This window comes from Shewanella sp. SM101, from assembly GCF_025654465.1.
In the GTDB taxonomy this organism is placed as follows: Bacteria; Pseudomonadota; Gammaproteobacteria; order Enterobacterales; family Shewanellaceae; genus Shewanella; species Shewanella oncorhynchi.
In genome coordinates this window covers 36,080-59,355 of sequence record NZ_JAKKRH010000028.1, presented here as the reverse complement: position 1 = coordinate 59,355, position 23,276 = coordinate 36,080, and the positions used below count along the sequence as shown (strand labels likewise).

Below are 23,276 nucleotides of genomic sequence, written 5' to 3'. Positions count from 1 at the left end.
TTAAACAAAGAAAAATAAATCTGATCTGGTTTAACAAAAATAACACCTTAATGTTACGTATTGACTCTGAGTTAATATCATTAATTCAGTATTATGTATATTTAAGGATAGGTGGGATCAGAACTTATGCCGCGATTTTATGATGGTTTTTATTGTGTTTTTTACTTTTTGAGTAAAAAGCCGGTAACTCGATCTTAGCTAAGTTACCGGAAAAGGGTGGGAGTAGTGCGAATCGTTAACGGTTTTGGCGTTGTTGTTCTCGTAATTGCCTCAAGGCAATAGGTAGGTCGAAGTGTTGTTCAATTAAGAGTCGGAGCAGCTTTGATTTGGATATAGTGCTTTCTTCTGCCAGTGTAGCAAGATGGGTTATAGCCGCTTCACTGAGGGAAAATGTTGCTTTGCGATAGTGTGTTTTTGTTTCTACTTTTGCCGGGAATAATACGTCTGTTTCTAGGCTTTGTTTGTGTAAGCTCAACACATTTGAATGGCTCTGGGCCATGTCAGTTGTGATGTGATTTGCCTGTGAGCCTGTGTTTTTTGTGACAGTTGCATCTGCTTTATGATCTAGATTACTTTTTATCTTATTCAGACTTTGTCCCATTGCGTACAAGTTTGCCGCTTCAATAAACTCATCTAACGAAAGCGAGTGCTGTAAGCTGCTAGATGACATAGCGTTTTTCTTGAGATCGCTGAGTCCCATTTTGCCCCCTTTGTTGAGTAGTCGTGTGAGTGGATTGAGTTTGATGGGTCAAATGATGATGCATTTGACCCACCCCCTGAGCGTGTATCGCGGGATGTAGGAGATTGGCTAAGCTGGTAGCACAATCGACTTGGAATAGTTCGCAGGCGATAGTTCGAATTTCTTCGGCTGCTTTTCCTATGGGCTCGATTTCAATTACCGATAATCCTGATTCTTCACTGTCATCATAAACATTGCGGCAATATGTTATCGCGTCAAGGACATGGATATCATAGGTTTTACAGACTTCTTTGGCCTCTAAAATTCGGTTAGCTTGATTGGGTAGACTTGGACATTGGGTGATCACAAAAGAAGCCCGTAACTTGGGATTAATCATCTTACACGTCGCGACGATATCGTCCATGTGACATACGGTTTTTAAATCGCGGCGCTTAGGTCTTAAGGGCATTAAAATGTAAGCGGCGACTGACATGGTTGCTCGTAGTGCTAGGTTATCTTGCCCACCGCAGTCGACTATGACTACATCATAGTGTTGCTCAAGACTGAGTAAGTCATTACGGATCTTACCGTAAAGCTGTACGCAATTGATGCTGGCCAGTTGCGGATTGTTGTTTCTTGCATGGATCCAGTCAGAGGTGGTGCGCTGGGGATCGCAGTCCACCATAATGACTGAGGCGCTACATTCTGTGGTTAGAAATACCGCTATATTTTGGGCCAAGCAACTTTTACCGCTGCCGCCTTTTTCTCCACCGATTAAGACTATCATGACGCATTCCTTAATTCTTTTGATGACCCTTGTGCAGCGAGTTGATGTGTTTGGAGCTATCCGCATTGATGTCCGAAATCGAATGTAAACCTAATGTTAATCTCGGTCAATTGGCTGATTTTTGACGTTTTTTAATTAAATTGTCGTAGGCGTTTTTCTGTCAGTATCTGGTCATATGTCGTTAATTTGACAAAAAAGATGAGACGAGGGATTTATAAAAATGTTTTTTTATCTTATTGGTTTTACATTGTTTTATCTGTTATCCGTCAGCTAAAAGGGTTGTTTGTGGTGATCGGTAACTGTGCATAGGACTTAGGGTGTAGTTTTTTATTTCTTCCTTGGTACAAATGTTAATTTTATATTTCTAAATGTTATTAACTGAACTGAGTAAATTATCAGCTTCTCAGTCGAAAGTGGTCTTGTTTGGTGAGGCACTTGTCATCAAACTGCCAAATGCTGGCTTTATCATCTCTATAGACTGACGTCTAAATCGCTTGAAATTTCAACCATGGAGAAGGGATGCCAAATGGATATCAAAACTATTATGCCTATTAAGTTTGAACTCGTTGAAACTGCACCGTTATTTCATGAACTACTTAATCTGCGGGCCACAGTTGGCCTCCCTTCTATTGGCGTTGAACTTGCGGATGTACAGGCATTGTTCTGGGTCTCTATTCGATTAAGTGACAAGACTGAATTGGAGCATGCCGGCGCTGGGGCCGCTAAGTCTAATCTATTGGCAACGGCGTGTGTTTATGGCAACAAGCCCGGGCATTTGATGATTGAAGATTTTATTGTCTTACCCGAATACCAATCCTACGGGCTAGCAAAGATAATACTTGAGCGGGTGATGGCTTTTGTTGATGACCATGCGAGTGCGGGAACTTGTGTCAGTATGACCGCCCATGGTGAGCATGAACGCTTATGTAGTGAATATGGTTTTCAGTATGCTCCCTGCGCTAACTTAGGGCCTAATCTGTTAAAAATTATCGCTTAATATTCGTGTGATAATGCCTTTTGGATGTTAGCTAGCGCGTATTTTAGCCCTTGGGTATATAGTTACTTTTGCGTGAGTTAACGGCGACATTCGTTCGCTTATGTTGTAGCATCCGTAGGATTATCGTGACGTTCTGTATGAGATAACAACCTATGGATCAGCAACTCCTTATTGATGCTGTTAATCAAAAAATGCCCTTTGGTAAGTACGCTGGACGTAAGTTGCTCGAATTACCCGAACCTTATCTGGTGTGGTTCCATAAGCAAGGTTTTCCTCAGGGGAAACTTGGTGAGCAATTAGCGCTAATGTACGAAATCAAACTTAATGGCTTAGAAGGCATGCTAAAACCGCTGTTGAAATGAGTTCCCGTCTTTTAAGAAAAATACTGCTTTTGCGATAAGTGTTGTATTTCGTGATAGAGATTAGCGATTTATTGTTTTTAGCGTGCTTTAATGCAGCATATTAGCAAAACAAAAGGAACGCAGGCATGATGGCAAAATGGGTAAAATTAGCGGCAGTAGCGACTTTAGCGTTAGGCATGTCAAGTGCTTGGGCTCAGGGTGTCACCCACGAAGGTACTGTTGTTGATACGATGAACGGTGGTGGTTACACCTACGTACAGATTAAAGAAGCTGATACCACTTTTTGGGCCGCGGGTCCTCAAACTGAAGTGAGCAAAGGCGATAAAGTGGCTGTGGTTGAGCAAATGTGGATGAACGAATTCACCAGCAAAACCTTGAACCGCACCTTTGATAAACTGTTATTTGTTGGCCAAATCGATAAGAAATAGTCAGCAGTATCGAGTGCGCTAACCTGAGCGCCTCTGTAATTCAACGGCTTCGATACTTTCGAGGCCGTTTTTGTTTTTAGCGTTCAATGCCGCTAAATCTGAGTTTGTGACTATCTCGATGGGGACAAAGGCGGCAAAATAGCGGCTATTTTTCTAGCCGTTATTACTCAGCAGGGGATCACTCAAGTGATGGCGTTTGAACAGTTCGAGATCCAGCCTTATCAGTCATGTTATGCACGTGAAGTGAGTGAGTTATTTCACCTTTGCGTGCACAGCATTACCCATGTTCGTTATGCGCAGGCGCAGCTTATGGCTTGGTCTGCGGCGCCAAGATCGGCTAAACATTGGGATTTACGGTTACGTCGCTCGAAGGCGTGGGTGGTTTTAGCCATAGATGAAGCGACTGCTTCTTCTGTTTGTTGCGGTTTTATCAATGTCGAAACCCATTTCCCCCGTCAAGGTTACTTAGATAGCTTATATATACATCCAGATTATCAAGGTCAGGGATTAGGTGAGCGCGCTTATCTTGTTTTAGAAGCTTGGGCTAAGGCACAAGGCTATGTGCGCTTGAGCTTGGACGCATCTTATCTCTCTAAAGGCTTGTTTACTCGGATGGGATTTATTCAAATACAGCGCAGTTATCAGCAAAAACTTGGGCAAGTGATCCCCGGTTTCTATATGGAAAAGAATATAGGAAAGAATATTTAACGCGCGTTTACTATGGTTTCAGCTAGAAAGTGATGTAAGGTATTCCACAGTAAAACATTAGCTTAACGCCGTTTAGTGACACTATTTAACTAAATAAGCACTGTTTAGCTTAAATTAGAATTCGGTTAATCTAAGTCAATTAATGATTCAAGATGGAGGGCAGAGAATGAAGATTCGACTATTTACGCCATCGGATGTCTCGCAGTTGGCGGCAATCTTTGAGGCGAGTGTAATGCAAGGCTCTGGCGAGTTTTACTCGTTTGCCGAGCGCTCTGCTTGGGCTTATATCGAAGGTGAGATCCGCAGTGAGAACTATTGGCTTGAACGCTTACAGGGAACCACTATTTGGGTTGCCGAAACCGATAATATGCTGGTGGGTTTTATCAATCTTAAGATAGGCGCCGACAGCGATGTTGAAGCCGCTGCTGAAGTGGAATGTTTGTTTGTTCATCCAGAATATGCCCGTTCTGGGGTGGCTACCTCTTTGTATTTTGCGTTGTTTGAAGAAGTTAAAATCTTAGCGCTGAAACGATTAACGGTTGAAGCATCCTATCTCGCGCGGCCTTTTTTTGAGAAACAGGGATTTCGCAGTATTCGTCGTAATGAACATAAGCGTTTTTTGAATGCGGCGGATAAAGCACAGGGCCAAGCTCAAGTGTTGGTTAACTTCAGCATGACGCTCGCCCTCTAACTCAGCTTATCAAGGGCTGTTCTGGTAGCTAAACGAAGCCGTTAGCACTGCTTTATAACATCGCCATAGAAGCGCCAATAAAAAACACTGCCAAAGATGACTTGTGGCAGTGCTTCTAGGTGAGTGCTTATTAAGCTGGCATCTAATCACTTACTCAATCGTTTGCTTGGTAGTTTGTGAATAACCAATAACTAATAAATAGTGAAGCCGCATTATTGAATCGCTTTGCTAAATCACTTGTATTATGCGTTAGGCGATAAATCGAACACTAATGCGGTAACTGGGTCGCTTGTTGCAGTAAAGTCGACACTCGCGAGTTGTGTCAGATGTGCGCCGTCCCCAGCCATGAGTGTTGTGCCATTGATATCCAACGTACCTTCAATCAATTGAACAAACAGATGACGATTTGCTTGAGCGGCGTTTCTGTCCATCGTCATTTTTTCGCCTTCACTCAACACTAAACGATATAGGGTCGCATCTTGTTGCACTTTGAGCGTGCCATTTTCACCGTTTGGTGTCACTACAGCCGTCAGTGGTGAGCTTTGCTCAAATGCTTTTTGCTGATAGCCCGCATCTATGCCTAAAGTATCTGGGCGGATCCAAATCTGTAAAAAGTGCAGCGGCTCGGTTTTAGAGGCATTAAACTCGCTGTGGTAAATGCCTTTACCTGCGGACATCAATTGAAACTCACCTGCGGGTAAGGTTTTGATATTGCCGAAGCTATCCTTGTGGGCGATAGTGCCGGATATCACGTAACTGATTATCTCCATGTCTTTATGACCATGGGTATCAAAACCTGCACCGGGTGCCACTCTGTCATCGTTGATGACTCTTAGGGATGATATCCCCATGTGCTCTGGGTCATAGTAGCTAGAGAAAGAGAAGGTATGTTGACTCTTTAGCCAGCCTAAGTCTGCTTGACCGCGATCCTGTGCTTTTCTTAATGTGATCATCTTGCTTCCCCTTTATTTGATGCGGTTAGCGAATAGGTTATCTACAGCGAACTTACCGGCGCCTGAAACCGCCAATGACACTGTGGCTGCGAGTAGGGCGAGACCAAATTCGTAACCGTTATTGGCAAGGAACAGACCGTTGCCTATATGTACCGAGAAAATCGCCACAACCATAGTGAATGACAAGACGAGGGCGGTTGGGCGAGTCAGCAGGCCAAGTAACAGGAATAGGCCGCCGAAAAATTCGCTTGAACCTGCCATCAGTGCCATTAAGTAACCTGGCGTCAAACCTATGGATGCCATCCATTGTCCAGTGCCTTCTAAGCCGTACCCACCGAACCAGCCAAACAGTTTTTGTGAACCATGGGCGATTAAGATAATCCCGATAGGAATACGCAGTGCCAGTGGGGCAAGACTAGGGGCTGATTTCAGTGTTTTTGCGATCAGTGCTTTCATGGGATATTCCTCATTTCAAATTATTTAACGAATAGTTAAGGGTATTGTTCACTCAGTCTTAAGTCAGTTTGGCTGCAGTTCCGTAGAACCTCTCCATTGCTAAGCAGTGTAGACTTGACCTTTGGCAAAGAAAATCGGAACATTTTCAATGTCGACTTCAAATAATTTGAATATGAGGTTTTTATGTTGCCATCTATTAGTCTCGATGGATTAATCGTGCTCGATGCTATTGATAAGAAAGGCAGTTTTTCCGCAGCGGCCGAGTCCTTGTTTCGGGTGCCGTCGGCACTGACCTACACAGTGCAGAAACTGGAAAGCGATTTAGGCACAAAATTATTTGAACGTAAGGGCCAGCGCGCCGAGCTGACCTTAGTCGGTCAACTTGTGCTGCGCCAAGGCAGAGAAATCCTTGCGGCAACATCAAGGCTCGAAGAGGCGGTGCGTCAACTCGAGACAGGCTGGGAGTCTTCATTGACCTTAGCTATAGATACAGTGGTGCCGGATTTACCCCTGCTGCAGTTGATTGGTGAGTTTACTGAGCTGGGTAAGCAAGTGACTGTGAATATCAGCGAAGAGTCCTTAGGTGGCGGCTGGGATGCGCTCTATTCTGGCCGTGCCGATATCGCCATCGGCGTAACAGGGGAGTTGCCCAAAGGCCAATATCATGTGGTTGAAATTGGGGAGTTGGAGTTTGTATTTGCTTTAAATCCCGCGCACCCATTGGCGCAACATGCTGGCCCAATTCCGACCGAGGCATTGTTGCAATTTCCTTCTATTGTGGTGGCAGACAGTTCGACCGCCCTAGCACAGCGATCAAGTGGTTTATTTGATAGTCGCCAAGTGATCCGAGTGCCGAATATGCAGACCAAAATTAAGGCACAGCAATTGGGATTAGGTGTGGGTTACATTCCAAAGCACTTGATCTTAGATGCGTTGGCGGCGGGAAGCCTAGTGGCTTGTCATGTGGAAATGCCGCGCCCAACGCAAGCTGTGTTTATGGCATGGCGTAAATATGCTGAAGGCAAGGCGCAGGATTGGTTTACTGCGCGTTTATCGCAATGTGATTGGCAATTTTAAGCTCAAGTTTGTTTAGCGCTTTGTAAGCAACCACTCACTTTGTTCCTCACAGCATTAATGCTTACGCCATGAGGATCATAGCGCCTAACCTATACGTTGGCTGTGGCTGGTGTAATGCACATGCTGTGACAATAAATCAGACAAATTCGGTGAGCGATTCAAGAATCGAATAAAGGCCTGTGGCAAAGTCAGTGACTCCATCGACTCCTGCCAGCGGGCTTGCAACAATGGAGAATAACCTTCTTTACCAGCGGCGGTATAAGATGTTGAAACTCCTACGTAAAGTGACTCAGGCTCAACCGGATACCAAAGAGATTGACTGTCTTGCTGCATCATCTCTAGTCTGAATAAACGTTCACCCAGTGGGCGTCGCCCATCGTAGTAATACCGTAGGCCGTAAGTGTAGGGGAAACTACCCGCACCTGTACCACGGACACTGTTGTTGGTTGCCGCGTTAATCGCCGATTCGAGCGCTTGATAGAGAAACTGACCTTGAATTTCATACTTAACTAATGGTAATTCGAAGGGGAGTAATTGCCCCATCACATCGGCTAGTGTCAATTGTCCTTGGGCCACCGATTGGCGCACACCGCCAGCATTATGCAGAGCAAAGTTCACTCTTGGGTCGACCAGTTTGGCTTCTTGGAACATGCTGCGACTCACCCAAGGTGCTATTTCACTGCCGTGGGGCAGGGCTTTAGAGGGTAAGCGGGTATGGACTAAGTTCTTCGGCACCAGTGCTAACACTTTGTTTTCCATCTCTGCGATAGCCGGTTTGTAGATATCTCGGATCACGCCATCGATATCGGCATCGGCATCATCCCAAAAGATATTCGGATGCTGATTAAGCTGCTGGCGCACAGCTTGGTAATCTTGGTTATCGACGGCCGTGTTAGCACTTAAGATAAAGTGTTGATCTAGCATGAAGTAGTTGCCGCCCTTTAAATTCAGCACTTTCCCATCAGCGTCAAACGTTATCTCGGCTAAGCCGACGACTTCGGCATACTTACCCGCATGCACTATGGGCGTGTTATTGATGACTTCACCGTAGGGCAGGTTGCTCAAACCTAAGGCGCGAAAATCCCCCTGTAGCGTATGCGTGTGACCGCCGACGATAAGGCTAATACCATCGACTTCGGCCGCGAGGCGTTTATCCTGATCTAAGCCTAAGTGACTGAGCACGATAATATGCTTAATACCTTGATTTTTAAGGTGCTCAACCGTGCGCGCGGTAGTGGCGATAGCATCGACAAAATGGGTGTCGGGATCGGGACGAGCGATCTCTTTCATCTGATCTAAGGTAATACCGACAATGGCTAAGGTCTTATCGTGGAAGGGCTTAAGCAGGTATTTCGCGCGTTTTTGCTCATGATCATAATCCAAGATATTAGGCAAACCTCGCAGGCAACCGTGTTTGTTGAGATCTTCTTGGCTTAAATCCATATTGCCCGCAAGCAATGGGAAATCAATTTGCTTGGCAAACTCGGCAAGTCTGGCGTTACCTTCATCGATATCGTGGTTGCCAATGACCATAGCATCAGGTGCCAACAGATTGAGTAAGTGGGCGTTGGCCTTACCTTTAAAATGGCTGAAATACAGCGTGCCCTGGAAGCAGTCACCACCATGCAGGAAAATAAAAGGAGTATTGGTTTGTGCAGCGGTGTGACGCGCTTTTGTGATGTGATGGCCGATGCGGGCATAACCACCGCTATGGCTGGTCACATCTAGCTTATGTTGGCCTATGTTAAGGCTAAATTGGACGCGGCAGGGTTCAAAATTCGAATGGGTGTCATTAATGTGCGCGAGTGAGAGTGTGTAGCTCTGTGTCATAACTTACCTCTATTACGGCGGGTGAGTATATACCCAAGCAACCTGAAAATGCGAGTTTCAGAGGGTTCTGAGTCATCCGCATTCTAAAAGAATAAAGGGAGCTAGGCTCCCTTTATATTAACAAGCACTAAACTTGGTTAGCCTTCAGCCGGATTTGGCTTCGTCATCATCGGATGCGGCTTCAAAATCACCGTCATCGGATAGGCGAATGCCTTTTTGCTTCATGCGCTTAGTCCAAAGTTTACGTGCCAATTGCTGCATATCGGTCGCGGGGTCGTTTAGATCGACAATCTCTAATCCTAACATAGATTCGATGATATCTTCTTGAGTTACGATACCTTGGCTACTGCCGTACTCGTCGACCACCATCGCAATTTGGGTGTTACGTTTAATCATACGCTCAAAAAGTGGCAGTATTTTTGCGGTTTCAGGCACCACAAATAAACTTCGTTTAAGTTCACCAATCGGTGCTTCTGGCGTGTAACGCTCTGCTAGCAATACATCGGTGCGGGTAATGTAACCAATCACATCATCATGATCTTGGTCGTAAACTGGAATTCGGGTAAAAGGCTTGTCGCGGTATTGGCGCACAAACTCATTTTGGGTGAGATCTATGGGCAAAGAAAACATCACAGTGCGCGGCGTCATGATCGCCGTGACTGGCATATCTCGCACCTTCAGCATTTGCGTCAAAATTTTTGACTCTTGCTCATCAAGCTCACCGGATTCATGGCCAATTTTGGCCATAGCACTCATCTCTTGGCGTATATAGTGGCCTTCATCACCTTTGCCCATTAGGCGAGTGACTTGCTGTGACATCCAGATCAGCGGTTTAGTGGTACGCTTCATCCACAGCACGGCAACAGAAACACTTGGTGCGAGGCGACGCCAATGGTTTGCACCCAATGATTTAGGAATGATTTCTGAGAAAAACAGAATAATAAAGGTTAATACGCCCGAGAAAACACCTAACATATCGTCACCAAATACTTTAGCCGCTTGCGCACCTGCAACGGCGGCACCGACGGTATGAGCGATAGTATTTAGGGTAAGGATTGACACCAAAGGGGCTTCGACATTCTCTTTCAATCTACGCAAGCGCGCGGCTGCGGCACTGTCAGTTTGTTCGAGTGATGCGATATAACTTGGGGTAACCGATAACAGAACAGCTTCGAACACACTGCACAGAAAAGAAACAGCGACAGCGACAAGCACTATAATGATGAGGGTTAACATATAGGTGGAATTACAACTCCGTATTTTAGGCCAATATTAGCCCTTGGAGATTCTATCATAGGTGAATTGAGTTACTGGCTAAAATTTATTTGCGTCTGTATAATTCGCCGCCCTGTTGCAGGATCCGGTTTTTGGTGTTGAGGTTAGCTATATGAGTGAAAAGAAGATCAATTTATTAGACCTTGATCGTAAGGCGATGCGCGCATTATTTGCGGAAATGGGTGAAAAACCCTTTCGTGCCGATCAGCTCATGAAATGGCTATATCATTTCGGTGTCAGTGACTTCGAAGAGATGACCAACATCAACAAAGTGTTACGTCAAAAGTTGGCGGCCCGTTGCGAGATCGTTGCACCAGAAATTTCGAGTTTCCAAAAATCGACCGATGGTACGATAAAATTTGCAATCAATGTTGGCCAAGGCCAAGAAGTGGAAACGGTTTATATTCCTGAGGATGATCGTGCGACCTTGTGTGTATCTTCACAGGTTGGCTGTGCGCTGGAATGTACTTTCTGCTCGACGGGTCAGCAAGGTTTTAATCGTAACTTAACGGTTTCTGAAATCGTCGGCCAAATCTGGCGCGTGTCGCACTTTTTAGGATTTGCAAAAGACACGGGCGAGCGTCCGATCACTAACGTCGTGATGATGGGCATGGGTGAGCCATTACTCAATTTAGCCAATGTGATCCCTGCGATGGACATCATGCTCGATGATTTTGGTTTTAGTTTATCAAAGCGCCGCGTGACCTTATCAACCTCAGGCGTAGTGCCAGCGTTAGATAAACTGGGCGATGCCATCGATGTGGCACTTGCTGTCAGTATTCATGCTCCCAATGATGAGTTGCGTGACATTCTGGTTCCGATCAATAAAAAGTATCCGCTGGATGAGTTTTTAGCGGGTATTCGTCGCTATATTGCTAAATCAAATGCTAACCGCGGCCGCGTGACGGTTGAATATGTGATGCTAGATCATATCAACGACAGCACAGACCAAGCTCATGAGTTAGCGAAGTTAATGAAAGATACGCCATGTAAGGTGAATCTGATCCCATTTAATCCGTATCCTGGCTCGCCTTATGGCCGCTCATCTAATTCACGTATCGACCGTTTTTCTAAGGTTCTTATGGAATACGGTTTTACTGTCATCGTACGTAAAACCCGTGGTGATGACATTGATGCCGCTTGCGGTCAGTTAGCTGGCGATATTCGCGACAGAACGAAACGTTTAGCGAAAAAACGCATGCAAGAAAACCAGATTTCAGTCACAATGAATTAACTCTTTGTTTGCACAGATTTATAGGCTTGCCCATGAAGCATGGATTGCCAAGGTTTTCGTTGATTTTAAGCCTGTCATTATTGATGACAGGATGCGTCACTGAGCGTACTTATACTGGGACAGATATTCCTGTTTCGGAACGAAAGTTAGACAAAGTCGCCGCCGCAAGAGAGCGGATGCAGCTCGGTTTAACCTATTTAAATCGAGGTAGCACGGAACAAGCCAAATACAATCTTGATAAAGCATTAGAATATGCTCCAGAGCTCGAAGATGTGCATACCGCTCTGGCTTATTACTATCAAACCGTGGGCGATTTAGTGCGTACCGAAGAGTCGTACATGAATGCCATTAGTACTAAGGACGCCTCTGGCGATTCCATAAATAATTTCGGGGTGTTTTTGTGCCAACAAAAGCAATACAACAAAGCTGAAAAAATGTTTTTGGCCGCAATTGAAATGCCCAAATATACGCGCACTGCCTCAAGCTATGAGAACTTAGGTCTTTGTAGTCGCGAAGCAGGACAAGCAGAAAAGGCACGACAGTATTTTCAGATGGCGTTAAAGTATGACCCGAGACGCTCGGTGTCATTACTGGAGTTGGCAGAGTTAGAAGTCGATCAAGGTGATTTTATTCAGGCGCGAAACCAATTAGCGCGCTATCACCAAGTGGCTGAGCAAACTCCAGAAAGTTTAGCGCTCGGGATCAAAATAGAGCAGGCAGTGAATGATGATGCCGCTGTGAAGAGATTTGGTATTTTATTGCTTGCCAAATTCCCAGCATCACCTCAGGCCAAGCAATACAGAGTTAATTTGCATCAATGAAAGATCATGAAACCAATGCGCCAGTTGAGTCGGTAGCACCGCAATCAGTCGCGCTAGATGTCACGCTTGGTACTTTATTAAAAGCCGCCCGCGAAAAAATGGGCCTTAGTATTCAAGATGCCGCTGTAAAGCTGCATCTACGTCCTCGTATTATTGAAGATATTGAAGCTGACAATTTTACGAATATAGCCTCATCGACTTATGTACGTGGCTATGTGAAAAACTACGCGCGTATGGTCAGTGCCGATGCGGCTTTGATTGAAGCTTGTCTTGTGCAGCAAGTGCCAGTTGTGACTGAGCCTGCAATGCAAAGTTTTTCACGCAAAACCACATATCAAGCTCGCGATACACGTTTAACTTGGCTGAGTATTTTTATCGTCATAGTGTTACTCGGTTCGTTAGTCGTCTGGTGGATGCAAAAAACGACCTTGCTAAGCACTATTGATGTGTCGCAACCCACGGCTGAAGAGGTCGCAGCAGCGAATCAGACGCTGCCAGGTGATGTGTTATTGACCGAAACGGATGCCAGTCCTCGTTTGACTGAGATTGCCGCAAACGGCTCAATGTCTATCGATGGTCCAATTAAAGATACTGATGCAAGCACTATTGATGTCAGCACAGGACCAACGGACAATAATTATCCTCAGACCGTTGATACGAGTAATGAAGATGGCGGTTCAGCAATCGCAGCCACTACGACAACGCCATCGGTTCCGCAAACGACAGCTCCTGTGGTCCAACAGCCTGTTAGTGCAACGCCTTCACCGACCACAACATCAACGACCACTGCCACTGCAGTAAGTACTTTAGTTGCTGTTGCAGGACAATCGATTATAGATGTCCAGTTGACGGGTGATTGCTGGATAAATATTGTTGATGCTAAAGGTAAAGCGTTAGTCGATGGTGTTAAAGGCGCTGGCGCAACAGTGCAAGTGAGCGGTGTACCGCCGTTTAAAGTCATTTTAGGTGCACCCCATGTAGCGACCTTAAGCTTAGATGGTCAAATTGTTAGCCTAGCGGATTTCCCCAAGGGACGAGTCGCGCGTTTAACCTTGCCTAAAGCCTAACGACCGCGTAATGATCTGCAGCACGTACCGAAATAGAGCGTATTAAGCATGTATAATGAAACTCCCATAAAAAGACGTCCTTCCACCCGCATTTATGTGGGTAATGTACCGATTGGTGATGGGGCGCCGATTGCGGTTCAGTCAATGACCAATACTAAGACCACAGATGTTGAAGCGACAATTGCTCAAATTCGTGCCTTAGAGAAAGTCGGTGCCGATATAGTGCGTATCTCTGTACCCACTATGGATGCGGCTGAAGCCTTTAAACTCATTAAGCAAGCGGTCAATGTTCCTTTAGTGGCCGACATTCATTTTGATTATCGCATTGCTCTAAAAGTTGCTGAGTACGGTGTCGATTGCCTTCGAATCAATCCGGGTAATATAGGCAATGAAGAGCGTATTCGTAGCGTGGTGGAATGTGCCCGTGACCATAATATTCCCATCCGTATTGGTGTGAATGGTGGGTCATTAGAAAAAGATCTAATGGACAAGTACAAAGAACCCACACCTGAAGCCTTGCTTGAATCAGCTATGCGCCATGTGGATATTCTGGACAGATTGAACTTTGACCAGTTTAAGGTCAGCGTTAAAGCCTCCGATGTATTTTTAGCGGTCGAATCCTACCGTTTATTAGCAAAACAAATTCGCCAACCCCTGCATTTAGGCATTACCGAAGCTGGTGGCGCGCGCGCGGGTTCAGTGAAATCGGCCGTAGGCTTAGGTATGTTATTGGCTGAAGGCATAGGTGATACCCTACGTATTTCCTTGGCCGCTGATCCGGTCGAAGAAATCAAAGTCGGTTTTGACATTTTAAAGTCGCTGCGTATTCGTAGCCGTGGGATTAACTTCATTGCCTGTCCATCTTGTTCTCGTCAAGAGTTCGATGTGATCAGTACCGTTAATGAGTTAGAGCGTCGCCTCGAAGACGTGACTACCGCCATGGATGTGTCTATTATCGGCTGCGTAGTTAACGGCCCAGGTGAAGCCTTAGTGTCGCACATCGGTTTAACTGGTGGGCACAATAAGAGCGGTTACTATGATGAGGGTGAACGTCAAAAAGAACGCTTTGACAACGACAACATTGTCGATTCCCTCGAAGCGAAAATTCGCGCAAAAGCCAGTCAAATGGCGAACCGTATTCAAATCAAAGATACAACTGAGTAATATGTACCCGCATTTGGGCATAGATTACGCCTAATGATGTTGAGCTAGGCCCCGAAACCGACGGGGTCGTTTTACGTTTTACGCTCAAAAGCCTATAATGCGTGACATTTTTATTAATTTAGAGAAATCGGACGAGTCGATACAGTGGCAAAACAGATCCAAGCGATTCGCGGAATGAATGACATTCTGCCAACTCAAAGTCCTCTATGGCAAAAAGTGGAAGCGGTACTACGTTCGAGCGTCAGTGCTTACGGTTACAGCGAAATCCGCACTCCAATAGTGGAAAATACCGATCTTTTTAAACGCTCTATCGGTGAAGTAACTGATATTGTTGAAAAAGAAATGTATACCTTCGCAGATAATAACGGTGACAGCTTAACGCTACGCCCTGAAGGTACCGCGTCGACAGTGCGTGCAGGTAACGAAAACGGTCTGCTATATAACCAAGAGCAACGTCTTTGGTATATGGGTCCTATGTTCCGCCACGAACGTCCACAAAAAGGCCGCTATCGCCAATTTAACCAATTTGGCGTTGAAGTGTATGGCATTGGCTCGGCTGATATTGATGCTGAAGTCTTGATGCTATCGGCACGCCTGTGGGAAAAACTCGGTATTAGCGAGCACGTCTCGCTAGAGCTAAATACCTTAGGTGATCCTGCTGAGCGCGCTGTTTATCGTGATGCCTTGATTGCGTTTTTAGAGCAGCATAAAGATGCGCTCGATGAAGACAGTAAGCGTCGCATGTACAGCAATCCGCTGCGAGTATTGGATTCAAAAGATCAAAATGTCCAAGCCATATTGGTTGATGCACCTGAGTTAATGGATTTTCTCGGTGAAGAATCGAAGACACATTTTTCACAATTGCGTGAACTACTTGATGCTGTGGGTATCAAATACACCATTAATCCGCGTCTAGTACGTGGTTTAGATTACTATAATCGTACTGTATTTGAATGGGTTACATCTAGTTTAGGCTCACAAGGTACTGTACTTGCGGGTGGTCGCTACGATGGTTTAGTCGCCCAGTTAGGTGGTAAAGATACTCCAGCGGTCGGTTTTGCTATGGGCTTAGAGCGCATTGTCTTGCTGCTTGAAACCTTAGAGCTGACCAAAGATATTCCGCCAGAAGTGGATGTGTATGTCACGGCCATGGGTGATAGCTGTCTGGTTGAAGCCATCAAGGTCGCGCAGGAATTACGTAACGCACTGCCAAACCTTAAAGTGATGAGTCACTGTGGCGGCGGTAACGTGAAGAAACAAATGAAGCGTGCCGACAAAAGCGGTGCGAGTGTGGCACTACTGATAGGTGAAGATGAACTTGCCGAAGGTATGGTTACGGTTAAACATTTACGCAATGACATCGAACAACAACGGGTAGCTCGAAGTGCCTTAGGCGCATTTTTGGCTGAACTGATCAAATAAAGGGGACGTGCGCGTGGAAATTTATAGCACAGAAGAACAACAAGTTGATGCTATCAAGCAGTTCTGGAAAGATTACGGAAATTCAATTTTAATCGGTGCCGTAGTGGGTTTAGGCGGCCTATATGCGTGGAATTATTATTCTGACGTTAAAGTGGCGCAAGCGGAAGAAGCTTCAAAAGCGTTCCAAAATTTGACCACTAAATCTGCCGATGAAGCCGCTATGCTTGCGGGTGTCGCCGAGTTTTCTAAAAATCACGATCAAAAGGGCTATCAAGCCTTGTTAGAATTGATCGTGGCCAAAACTGCGGTAGAAGCGAAGGATTATCCAAAAGCGATTGATGCTTTGAACAAGGTGATTGCGGCTAAACCTGGTGCTGGTTTAGATGTGATTGCGACTTTGCGTGTAGCACGAGTACAAGCAGAGCAAGGTCAAATTGATGCAGCTCTAGCGACCTTAGATCAAGTAACAGATAAAGCTTTCTTTGCTCAGCGCGATGAGTTGAAAGGTGATTTCTTAGTACGTCAAGGTGAAGTTGAGAAGGCAAAAACAGCTTATCAAGCTGCCATGGACAATGGTGGTGTGGTGACAAGCCCTGCGCTTAAAATCAAACTTGATAGCCTAAATCAGGCATAAGGGATCCCTTGATGAAGTCTTGGTGCAAAAACCTGCTAGCCGCTGGATTAAGTCTGGCCATGTTATCCGCCTGTTCGTCGAGCGATGTCGAAGAAGAACCGGTAAGTGAGTTAACTGCCATTCAGGCGACAGTGTTTCCTGAAGTGAGTTGGAGCACCTCTGTCGGCAATGGTGTTGGAGATTATTATTCTCGCCTCGCCCCCGCCGTTAGTTATGGAAAAATTTTTGCCGCCGACCGTTATGGTGAAGTGGTTGCCTTCGATGAGGCCACTGGCGAGCGCGTTTGGACTAAAGATTTCAGCGAAGAGTTTCGTGATAACGCTTTAGCTAAAAATAAAGGTGCGCGTATTGCTGCTGGTGTGACTGCTGCGCGTAATAAAGTCTTTTTAGGTGGTGAAAGTGGGCTGCTTGCTGCACTGAACGCTGAAGATGGTCAAGTGTTATGGCATGTCGTTGCGGGCGGTGAATTACTGTCTGCTCCCACTGTGGCCGATGACGTCGTGGTGGTCAGTACCAGCTCTGGTTCACTCGAAGCGTTTAACGTCGATACTGGCGCCAAGCTGTGGGTGTATGAAATGCAATTGCCGAATCTGACCCTGCGCGGTACAGGTTCTGCAGCTTACGAAGCGGGTGGTTTCTTCATAGGTACCGCCGATGGCAAAGTGGCTGTTGTGATTAAAAACAATGGTCAAGCTGCGTGGGAACAGGCGATTTACAATCCAACGGGCGGTAACGAGTTTACGCGTATGGCCGACGTGGATATGACCCCCTTGATCCTTGGCGACAATTTATATGTGGTGAGCTACAACGGTAACTTAGTGTCGATGGAACTGCGCACGGGTCGAGTTGTGTGGACACGTAAGTATTCTAGCTTTAACGAGTTAGCATCAGCGGGCCTAAGCTTGTACTTAGTTGACGATCACAGCCGTATCTACTCAGTTGATAAACGTAACGGTTTGGAACTGTGGAGTAATTCTGAGTTAGCTAACCGCACTCTGACATCTCCGGCTGTGTATAAAGACTATTTAGTTGTGGGTGATTTCGAAGGTTATTTACACTTCATCGATCGCAGTACAGGGACGATTGTCGGTCGTGTCCAAGTGGACAGCTCAGGATTATACAGCCAGCCGTTAGTGGTGGATGATAAAATCTATGTTCAAGGTCGCAGCGGAAAGTTGGCTGTTGTAACACTTCCATAGTTAAAAGTGTTATCCTTGCTGAGCCCCTGGAAGTGTGTTCCGGGGGCTTTTTATTGAAAAGTTTTTTAGAGGCAAAATCATGATCCCTGTAGTGGCCCTTGTTGGTCGGCCGAACGTCGGTAAATCCACCCTATTTAATCGTCTTACGCGCACGCGTGATGCGCTGGTTGCTGACTTTCCTGGCCTAACACGTGACCGTAAATATGGTCGAGCATTCTTATCCGGCTATGAGTTCATTGTGGTCGATACCGGCGGTATCGATGGCACTGAAGAAGGGATCGAGACGAAAATGGCTGAGCAATCCCTTGCTGCCATTGAAGAAGCCGATGTCGTTTTATTTATGACCGATGCGCGCGCGGGTTTAACCGCTGCGGATCTGTCGATTGCACAGCACTTACGTAGCCGTGAAAAAACCACCTTTGTGGTTGCTAACAAAGTTGACGGTATTGATGCTGATTCTGCTTGTGCCGAGTTTTGGTCTTTAGGTCTAGGTGAAGTTTACCAAATGGCGGCGTCTCAAGGACGCGGCGTGACTAATATGATCGAATACGCGCTGACCCCTTATGCCGAAGCGATGGGCATTGTGCGTCAAGGTGAAGACGAAGTTACTGAAGAGCGTGAATATACTGAAGAAGAAGCGGAAGCTGAGCAAAAGCGTCTGCAAGATTTGCCTATCAAGCTGGCGATCATAGGTAAACCTAACGTCGGTAAGTCAACCCTGACTAACCGTATTCTAGGTGAAGAGCGTGTCGTGGTATTTGATGAACCCGGTACGACCCGTGACAGTATTTACATTCCAATGGAACGCGAAGGTCGCGAGTACGTGATTATCGATACTGCGGGTGTTCGTCGCCGGAGTAAAGTACATCAAGTCATTGAGAAATTCTCAGTGATCAAGACCTTGAAAGCGGTTGAAGATGCTAACGTGGTTTTGCTTATCATCGATGCCCGTGAAGGTATCGCCGAACAAGATTTAGGTCTGTTAGGTTTCGCACTCAACGCGGGTCGCGCTTTGGTTATTGCTGTCAACAAGTGGGATGGTATCGACCAAGGCATTAAAGATCGCGTGAAGAGTGAGCTTGACCGTCGTCTTGGTTTTATCGACTTTGCCCGTATTCACTTTATTTCGGCGCTGCACGGTACTGGTGTTGGCCATTTATTTGAATCGATTGAAGAAGCTTACGACAGTGCCACACGCCGCGTCAGCACTTCTATGCTGACCCGTATTATGCAAATGTCGCAGGACGATCACCAGCCGCCATTAGTGAATGGCCGTCGTGTGAAGCTTAAATACGCTCACGCCGGTGGTTACAATCCGCCAATCGTGGTTATTCACGGTAACCAAGTGAGTAGACTGCCTGACTCGTATAAGCGTTACATGATGAACTACTTCCGTCGTTCATTGAAAGTCGTAGGTACGCCAATCCAGCTGCGTTTCCAAGAGGGTGATAACCCATTTGAAAACAAGACTGAGAAGTTGACTATGAGCCAAGAGCGTCGCCGCAAGCGCGCACAAAGCCATATCAAAGACAGAAAAACCAAATAGTGTTTTTTACCAGACACATTTGAAACAAAAGGAACCTTAGGGTTCCTTTTGTGTTTTAAGACTGTTTAATCAGGGTTTACATCAATATCAATGTCCTCTAGAGAGTAGATTCCAATAATTAGATTAAATATGGCTAGCAGATTAAACCAGCAACATACCTAACTTAATATCTCGAATATTTTAGACAACTGTTTGTATCGGTCGTGCTCTTTTGTTTAGCATTTAGCTGCTCAACAGGAACTTAGAAGTCTTTCTCGCCTTTTATTAAGGCAGGATGACCCGATATCGCTTTTGATGTGTACATTCCCGCCATCGTCGCCGCTTCGACGCAGCCTGCATTAAGGCCTGTCTTTATCCAATCGCCCGTCATATACAGGTTATCTATCCCTGTGCCATCTGTCGTGATGCGATACTGCGAGCTGTCTTTAACCGATAAGACATAACGTTCAGATGGGTCTACATTTGCGCGCCAATATTGGCTATCGAAACGGGCAACGCCTTGGCGGTCTTGTTCATCGTGTAACCATTCCCAAGGGAAGCTATCACCGACATTTTGCCAAAGTTTATGGATTTCGGTATTGAGTTGATGGATAGCGCCCGCTTTTGCTTCTAAGGTTTTCCGTTGTTGGAAATCTACATCCGAGCTTGGTGGATAGGCCTCGACAGGCAATGCCGAGCAAAAGTAACTGGCATTTTTAGGTTCTAAGCCGCGCCAATCTTCTTTGTCTAGCAGTTGGTTCATTGATGCCCAAGTATCGAAGGGTTCGGTGAAGCCCGATAATACGGGTTCCTCGCCATCTTCAGAGTAATTAGGCCAGCCTATTCCATTCAGATCTTGGTTCATCCACAGTTGATAGGCTTGAGTGGCGACAGTTTGCACCTTATCAACGCAAAGCTTAAGGGCTGGGCTTTGTGCCATGACTTCACTCGCCACATGGGGCACAGAACCTATGGATAGACCGAAGATCACTTTGTCGAAATCTACGCCTTTGACTAAGCGTTTTTTCGGCAGGGCTTTGCCAAAGTGAGTTTCATACACGCTGTCCCAATCGCTCCAGAAGTGTTCAAGATTGATATTGTGGGCTTTAAGCAGTGCCGCTTGTTCAGGCTCAAGTTGCTCATAATTGGGCGTACTCGGCCAGCAAGCGAGACCTTTCACATCGACCAAAGGATCATAGTTTGTGACAGTCGGTGCCAGAGCTACTTGTTCAGTGATCTCAATCGCTTGAACGCTTTGATTACGGCATTCGAGATTATCAACTCGATTGAAGTAGTGGAAATTGACTCCGCGGCGTTTGAGCACTTCGTAAAAAGGTGTAAACACAACATCACCCATGCCCGCCTGCATTTTCCACATCACGCCACCTTGATAGCACAGGGCAATACGCAGCATAGCGCGGATAATTGTGCCCGCTTCTACATTGGGTTTGTCGAAGTTGCCTTTCTCATAGGCAAACACTAAGTCGTAAAAACCACGCACGGGGGCGCTGTCGACTGTGTACTTAAGACTGGCGCCGTGTTTGGTTAACCATTCGCGGTAATCATAACCATTGATGGCATCGAAACCTTTTTCAAACACATCGTCGGCAAACATGCCCTTGAGGATCGTGAGCCCCAAATCGGCGGCTATATATAAGTGGCGCAGTTCGTCATTATTATCTAAATGTCCGCTAAAACGTTTCACGAGTCTTTGATGCAGGGCATCGACAGCTGATTCTACAAGACCATCGTCACTTTCACTGTGTACATGCTCATCGCACTCGCGGCCAATCATTTGATTAAAATGGCATTCAAGCTTATCACCGAGCGCGTCGAGTGATTCTTTGGCATCTTCGACTGAATCCTCTAACTTATCTTTTAAGCGTTCAAACCAGCTGCTATCGAGCCAGTTTTTAGGTGTTCCCATGGCTTTTTCATCTGCATCGAGCAGGTCATCCATGTCTTTGAGCCATTCTTTGATCCACGCAAAGGCGACTTTAACGACTTTCCAGAAGGTGAGGGTTTCGGTGCCATCACCTGGGATGCCTGGTAGCATTGGGAAAGTGATTGGCCAACTTACAGAACGGCCATCAACTTCTTCCTGTAAGACGATGAAGTTATGGGGTTTAAAGGCATCAAAAAAAGTCGCAAGCGGCGCATTTGCTGGCCTATCCAATTCCTCATATGCTTTACGCATTAAGGCAAACGCGTTTTGATAGAAACCAAACCAAATATGTAAGCCATGTTCTTCAATGCGTTGTCCCATTGCAGCATTGCGGCCGCTTGCCCCTTTGCCACCGATACGCCAGCCGAGTTGATAGACATCAATCTCATATTGATTCTGCCAGCCGGGTTTGTCGGTTAGATAACAGGCTGCTGTCATGGCCGCGACACCGCCACCGAGAATGGCTATTTTCTGTTTTTTGATTTCGGAGTTATCGACTAATACCTCGCCGGGCGGCACTTCAAAATCAAAGTTAACATGGTAAGGCAGTAAGACGTGCTGCTCGCCAATCTCAACCCCGAGCGTATCCTGTAACGGGAAGCTGGCATTATCAAAAATGGTCGCGACAAAATCATTTTTGAGTAGGGCAACACTGTGCACTTTATTCACTTGGGCAGGTGCGGCGACGATGGCCTGATAAACGGCTTTTTGCCCTGATGAGTCGGGGAACTGCTTTAGAAATACTTGATCGATGGCGGGTTTAAATAACAGATGAAACAGCTGTTCTTCGCCGAGCTGGTCGAGCTCTGGGATGAAATCGGTTTGTTCTTTAAAGAGTTGCCAGGTTTGGGTTATCGCTTCAAGGGTTGAAAGCTGCGCCTCGGGTTTGGTATCGCAATTCACTTCAATCAATGGATGCAGGGCGAGTTCAGTTTCTGGCGAAAAATGTAAAAAACTTTTGGCAGCAAGGGATAATCGCGTCAGAGGCTCACCCACAGCTGGCATAGTGTATTCACATAAATATTTAGGATAACCAAAGAGTTCACGGCCATTAATTAAGGCCATGGCATCGTTCACCCAAATGTGTAGCGGCTGAAAATAGACTTGGCTAATTTGTGTGCTGTCGCTGCTATCTTGGCGCCCGACCATGACCCAAGTGATGATGTCCGTTTCTTGGATCCAACCTTTGGCTCTGTCTTCTGGATACGCGGAGTAAGCTTTTTCAATCTGAGTAAAGGTTGTCAGTACGTAGGGCGATAACACTTTAAAATACATTGCACTACCGGCAACTTGATTCAAGGTCTTATCGATAAAGCGTTGGAGATTTGCCTGTTTCCCCTTCAGAAAAAAACCGTACATATCGGCTTTATTTAACACTAAGGGGGAGTGCATCAACATACTGCCTTGGGGATAAATAAAGTCGGGGCGCTGTTTTTCCATGGCGTTCATCCTTAAATTTCAGTGTAAGTCCAATGATTTGAAAGCTATAACCCAAAAAGCATAGGGCAAATAAGCCATTAAGCCCATTGATTTTACAATTGAATGATTAAGTATTTGAGAGAGGATAACGGGGTTGAGTAGCAAGTTGGATATTATCCAACTTGCTCAGATTTGGCAGGTTTAGCACAGAACGAATTTGTAAAACAAACCCGTGAGAGCAAGGGTACTTAGATTTAGTTACTTCGATTTATTTTGGTAGAAATCCACCTCTGTATTATCGTCCGAGTAACGTCGCTTAGTATCTCTGCGGCGCTGTTTCACGCGTTTATTCTTTTGCTTACCTTTGACGTTATCGCCCCATGGCGCATCATCGTCGTCAAATTCATAGGAGTGTGACATGGTCAAAATTCCAAAAATACCTGTGCCATTCGCAGCACCCGATCTTTTTACCCAAAGGAGAGATGAAGCTAAAGCGAAATATTTCATCACTGATGGTGAAAAGTTTTGTCCAAAGGCTATATCTTGCCACTGAAATGGCCGCATCTGAGATTTTAATGGGGAATGTGTGGATTATCCTTATGA

General features: G+C 45.8%; 22 protein-coding genes. 14 read left to right on the top strand and 8 right to left on the bottom strand.

Going from position 1 to position 23,276, the window contains the following annotated elements; translation table 11 throughout:
• Nucleotides 1–235: 235 nt before the first annotated feature.
• Nucleotides 236–700, bottom strand: coding sequence for a CopG family transcriptional regulator (locus L5M38_RS15720; protein ID WP_263179619.1), 465 nt, complete (start codon nucleotides 698–700; stop codon nucleotides 236–238).
• Nucleotides 660–1,466: a division plane positioning ATPase MipZ gene (locus tag L5M38_RS15715; protein WP_263179618.1), complete on the bottom strand. Its 807-nt coding sequence runs from the start codon at nucleotides 1,464–1,466 to the stop codon at nucleotides 660–662. The genes L5M38_RS15720 and L5M38_RS15715 overlap by 41 nt, the downstream gene beginning before the upstream one ends.
• Before the next feature lie 526 nt (nucleotides 1,467–1,992).
• Between L5M38_RS15715 and L5M38_RS15710 the strand changes: the two genes are divergently transcribed.
• The 5 genes from L5M38_RS15710 (at nucleotide 1,993) to L5M38_RS15690 (ending at nucleotide 4,652) form a co-directional block, all read left to right on the top strand.
• A complete protein-coding gene (locus tag L5M38_RS15710) occupies nucleotides 1,993–2,463 on the top strand; it encodes a GNAT family N-acetyltransferase (protein WP_105251887.1) in 471 nt (156 codons plus the stop codon).
• A gap of 152 nt (nucleotides 2,464–2,615) precedes the next feature.
• Nucleotides 2,616–2,825 carry a DUF3820 family protein gene (locus tag L5M38_RS15705; protein ID WP_006082494.1) on the top strand — a complete coding sequence of 70 codons (210 nt, stop codon included), beginning with the start codon at nucleotides 2,616–2,618 and terminating at the stop codon, nucleotides 2,823–2,825.
• Between the two features lie 125 nt (nucleotides 2,826–2,950).
• Nucleotides 2,951–3,253 carry a hypothetical protein gene (locus L5M38_RS15700; protein ID WP_006082493.1) on the top strand — a complete coding sequence of 101 codons (303 nt, stop codon included), beginning with the start codon at nucleotides 2,951–2,953 and terminating at the stop codon, nucleotides 3,251–3,253.
• Between the two features lie 186 nt (nucleotides 3,254–3,439).
• On the top strand, nucleotides 3,440–3,961 hold the full coding sequence (locus tag L5M38_RS15695) for a GNAT family N-acetyltransferase (protein ID WP_219250966.1): 522 nt from the start codon (nucleotides 3,440–3,442) through the stop codon (nucleotides 3,959–3,961).
• A gap of 166 nt (nucleotides 3,962–4,127) precedes the next feature.
• Nucleotides 4,128–4,652, top strand: a complete 525-nt coding sequence (locus tag L5M38_RS15690) for a GNAT family N-acetyltransferase (RefSeq protein ID WP_173243682.1) — start codon at nucleotides 4,128–4,130, stop codon at nucleotides 4,650–4,652.
• Between the two features lie 242 nt (nucleotides 4,653–4,894).
• Here L5M38_RS15690 and L5M38_RS15685 read toward each other — a convergent pair whose 3' ends face one another.
• Both L5M38_RS15685 and L5M38_RS15680 read right to left on the bottom strand, forming a co-directional pair.
• The gene (locus L5M38_RS15685; RefSeq protein ID WP_263179617.1) at nucleotides 4,895–5,605 is read right to left on the bottom strand and encodes a pirin family protein; all 711 of its coding nucleotides are present in this window, start codon (nucleotides 5,603–5,605) and stop codon (nucleotides 4,895–4,897) included.
• A 12-nt stretch (nucleotides 5,606–5,617) separates the two neighbouring features.
• A complete protein-coding gene (locus L5M38_RS15680; protein ID WP_263179616.1) occupies nucleotides 5,618–6,061 on the bottom strand; it encodes a DoxX family protein in 444 nt (147 codons plus the stop codon).
• A gap of 183 nt (nucleotides 6,062–6,244) precedes the next feature.
• Between L5M38_RS15680 and L5M38_RS15675 the strand changes: the two genes are divergently transcribed.
• The gene (locus tag L5M38_RS15675; RefSeq protein WP_263179614.1) at nucleotides 6,245–7,138 is read left to right on the top strand and encodes a LysR substrate-binding domain-containing protein; all 894 of its coding nucleotides are present in this window, start codon (nucleotides 6,245–6,247) and stop codon (nucleotides 7,136–7,138) included.
• A gap of 84 nt (nucleotides 7,139–7,222) precedes the next feature.
• Here L5M38_RS15675 and L5M38_RS15670 read toward each other — a convergent pair whose 3' ends face one another.
• Nucleotides 7,223–8,968 carry a bifunctional metallophosphatase/5'-nucleotidase gene (locus L5M38_RS15670; RefSeq protein ID WP_263179613.1) on the bottom strand — a complete coding sequence of 582 codons (1,746 nt, stop codon included), beginning with the start codon at nucleotides 8,966–8,968 and terminating at the stop codon, nucleotides 7,223–7,225.
• Between the two features lie 144 nt (nucleotides 8,969–9,112).
• The gene (locus tag L5M38_RS15665; RefSeq protein WP_028761257.1) at nucleotides 9,113–10,204 is read right to left on the bottom strand and encodes a CNNM domain-containing protein; all 1,092 of its coding nucleotides are present in this window, start codon (nucleotides 10,202–10,204) and stop codon (nucleotides 9,113–9,115) included.
• A gap of 151 nt (nucleotides 10,205–10,355) precedes the next feature.
• On the opposite strand from L5M38_RS15665, the gene L5M38_RS15660 reads away from it, so the two are divergent.
• From L5M38_RS15660 to der, 8 genes are all read left to right on the top strand, one after another.
• Entirely contained in the window at nucleotides 10,356–11,477 is a 1,122-nt protein-coding gene (locus L5M38_RS15660) for a bifunctional tRNA (adenosine(37)-C2)-methyltransferase TrmG/ribosomal RNA large subunit methyltransferase RlmN (protein WP_028761256.1), read from the top strand.
• 32 nt (nucleotides 11,478–11,509) lie between these two features.
• A complete protein-coding gene (pilW, locus tag L5M38_RS15655; RefSeq protein WP_263179612.1) occupies nucleotides 11,510–12,298 on the top strand; it encodes a type IV pilus biogenesis/stability protein PilW in 789 nt (262 codons plus the stop codon).
• The gene (locus L5M38_RS15650) at nucleotides 12,295–13,365 is read left to right on the top strand and encodes a RodZ domain-containing protein (RefSeq protein WP_263179611.1); all 1,071 of its coding nucleotides are present in this window, start codon (nucleotides 12,295–12,297) and stop codon (nucleotides 13,363–13,365) included. The genes pilW and L5M38_RS15650 overlap by 4 nt, the downstream gene beginning before the upstream one ends.
• A gap of 48 nt (nucleotides 13,366–13,413) precedes the next feature.
• Nucleotides 13,414–14,529 (top strand): flavodoxin-dependent (E)-4-hydroxy-3-methylbut-2-enyl-diphosphate synthase, encoded by a 1,116-nt coding sequence (ispG, locus tag L5M38_RS15645; protein WP_105251894.1) that lies wholly within the window; start codon nucleotides 13,414–13,416, stop codon nucleotides 14,527–14,529.
• A 144-nt stretch (nucleotides 14,530–14,673) separates the two neighbouring features.
• Entirely contained in the window at nucleotides 14,674–15,951 is a 1,278-nt protein-coding gene (gene hisS / locus L5M38_RS15640; RefSeq protein WP_113939438.1) for a histidine--tRNA ligase, read from the top strand.
• Nucleotides 15,952–15,964: 13 nt separating this feature from the next.
• Nucleotides 15,965–16,585: a tetratricopeptide repeat protein gene (locus L5M38_RS15635; RefSeq protein ID WP_113939439.1), complete on the top strand. Its 621-nt coding sequence runs from the start codon at nucleotides 15,965–15,967 to the stop codon at nucleotides 16,583–16,585.
• An 11-nt stretch (nucleotides 16,586–16,596) separates the two neighbouring features.
• On the top strand, nucleotides 16,597–17,784 hold the full coding sequence (gene bamB / locus L5M38_RS15630) for an outer membrane protein assembly factor BamB (RefSeq protein WP_113939440.1): 1,188 nt from the start codon (nucleotides 16,597–16,599) through the stop codon (nucleotides 17,782–17,784).
• Between the two features lie 79 nt (nucleotides 17,785–17,863).
• Nucleotides 17,864–19,330, top strand: a complete 1,467-nt coding sequence (gene der, locus L5M38_RS15625; protein ID WP_006082478.1) for a ribosome biogenesis GTPase Der — start codon at nucleotides 17,864–17,866, stop codon at nucleotides 19,328–19,330.
• Between the two features lie 241 nt (nucleotides 19,331–19,571).
• Here the strand turns inward: der and L5M38_RS15620 are convergent, their stop codons facing one another.
• On the bottom strand, nucleotides 19,572–22,694 hold the full coding sequence (locus tag L5M38_RS15620; protein ID WP_263179610.1) for an NAD(P)-binding protein: 3,123 nt from the start codon (nucleotides 22,692–22,694) through the stop codon (nucleotides 19,572–19,574).
• Between the two features lie 237 nt (nucleotides 22,695–22,931).
• Nucleotides 22,932–23,093 carry a hypothetical protein gene (locus L5M38_RS15615; protein ID WP_006080915.1) on the bottom strand — a complete coding sequence of 54 codons (162 nt, stop codon included), beginning with the start codon at nucleotides 23,091–23,093 and terminating at the stop codon, nucleotides 22,932–22,934.
• Nucleotides 23,094–23,276: the final 183 nt, after the last annotated feature.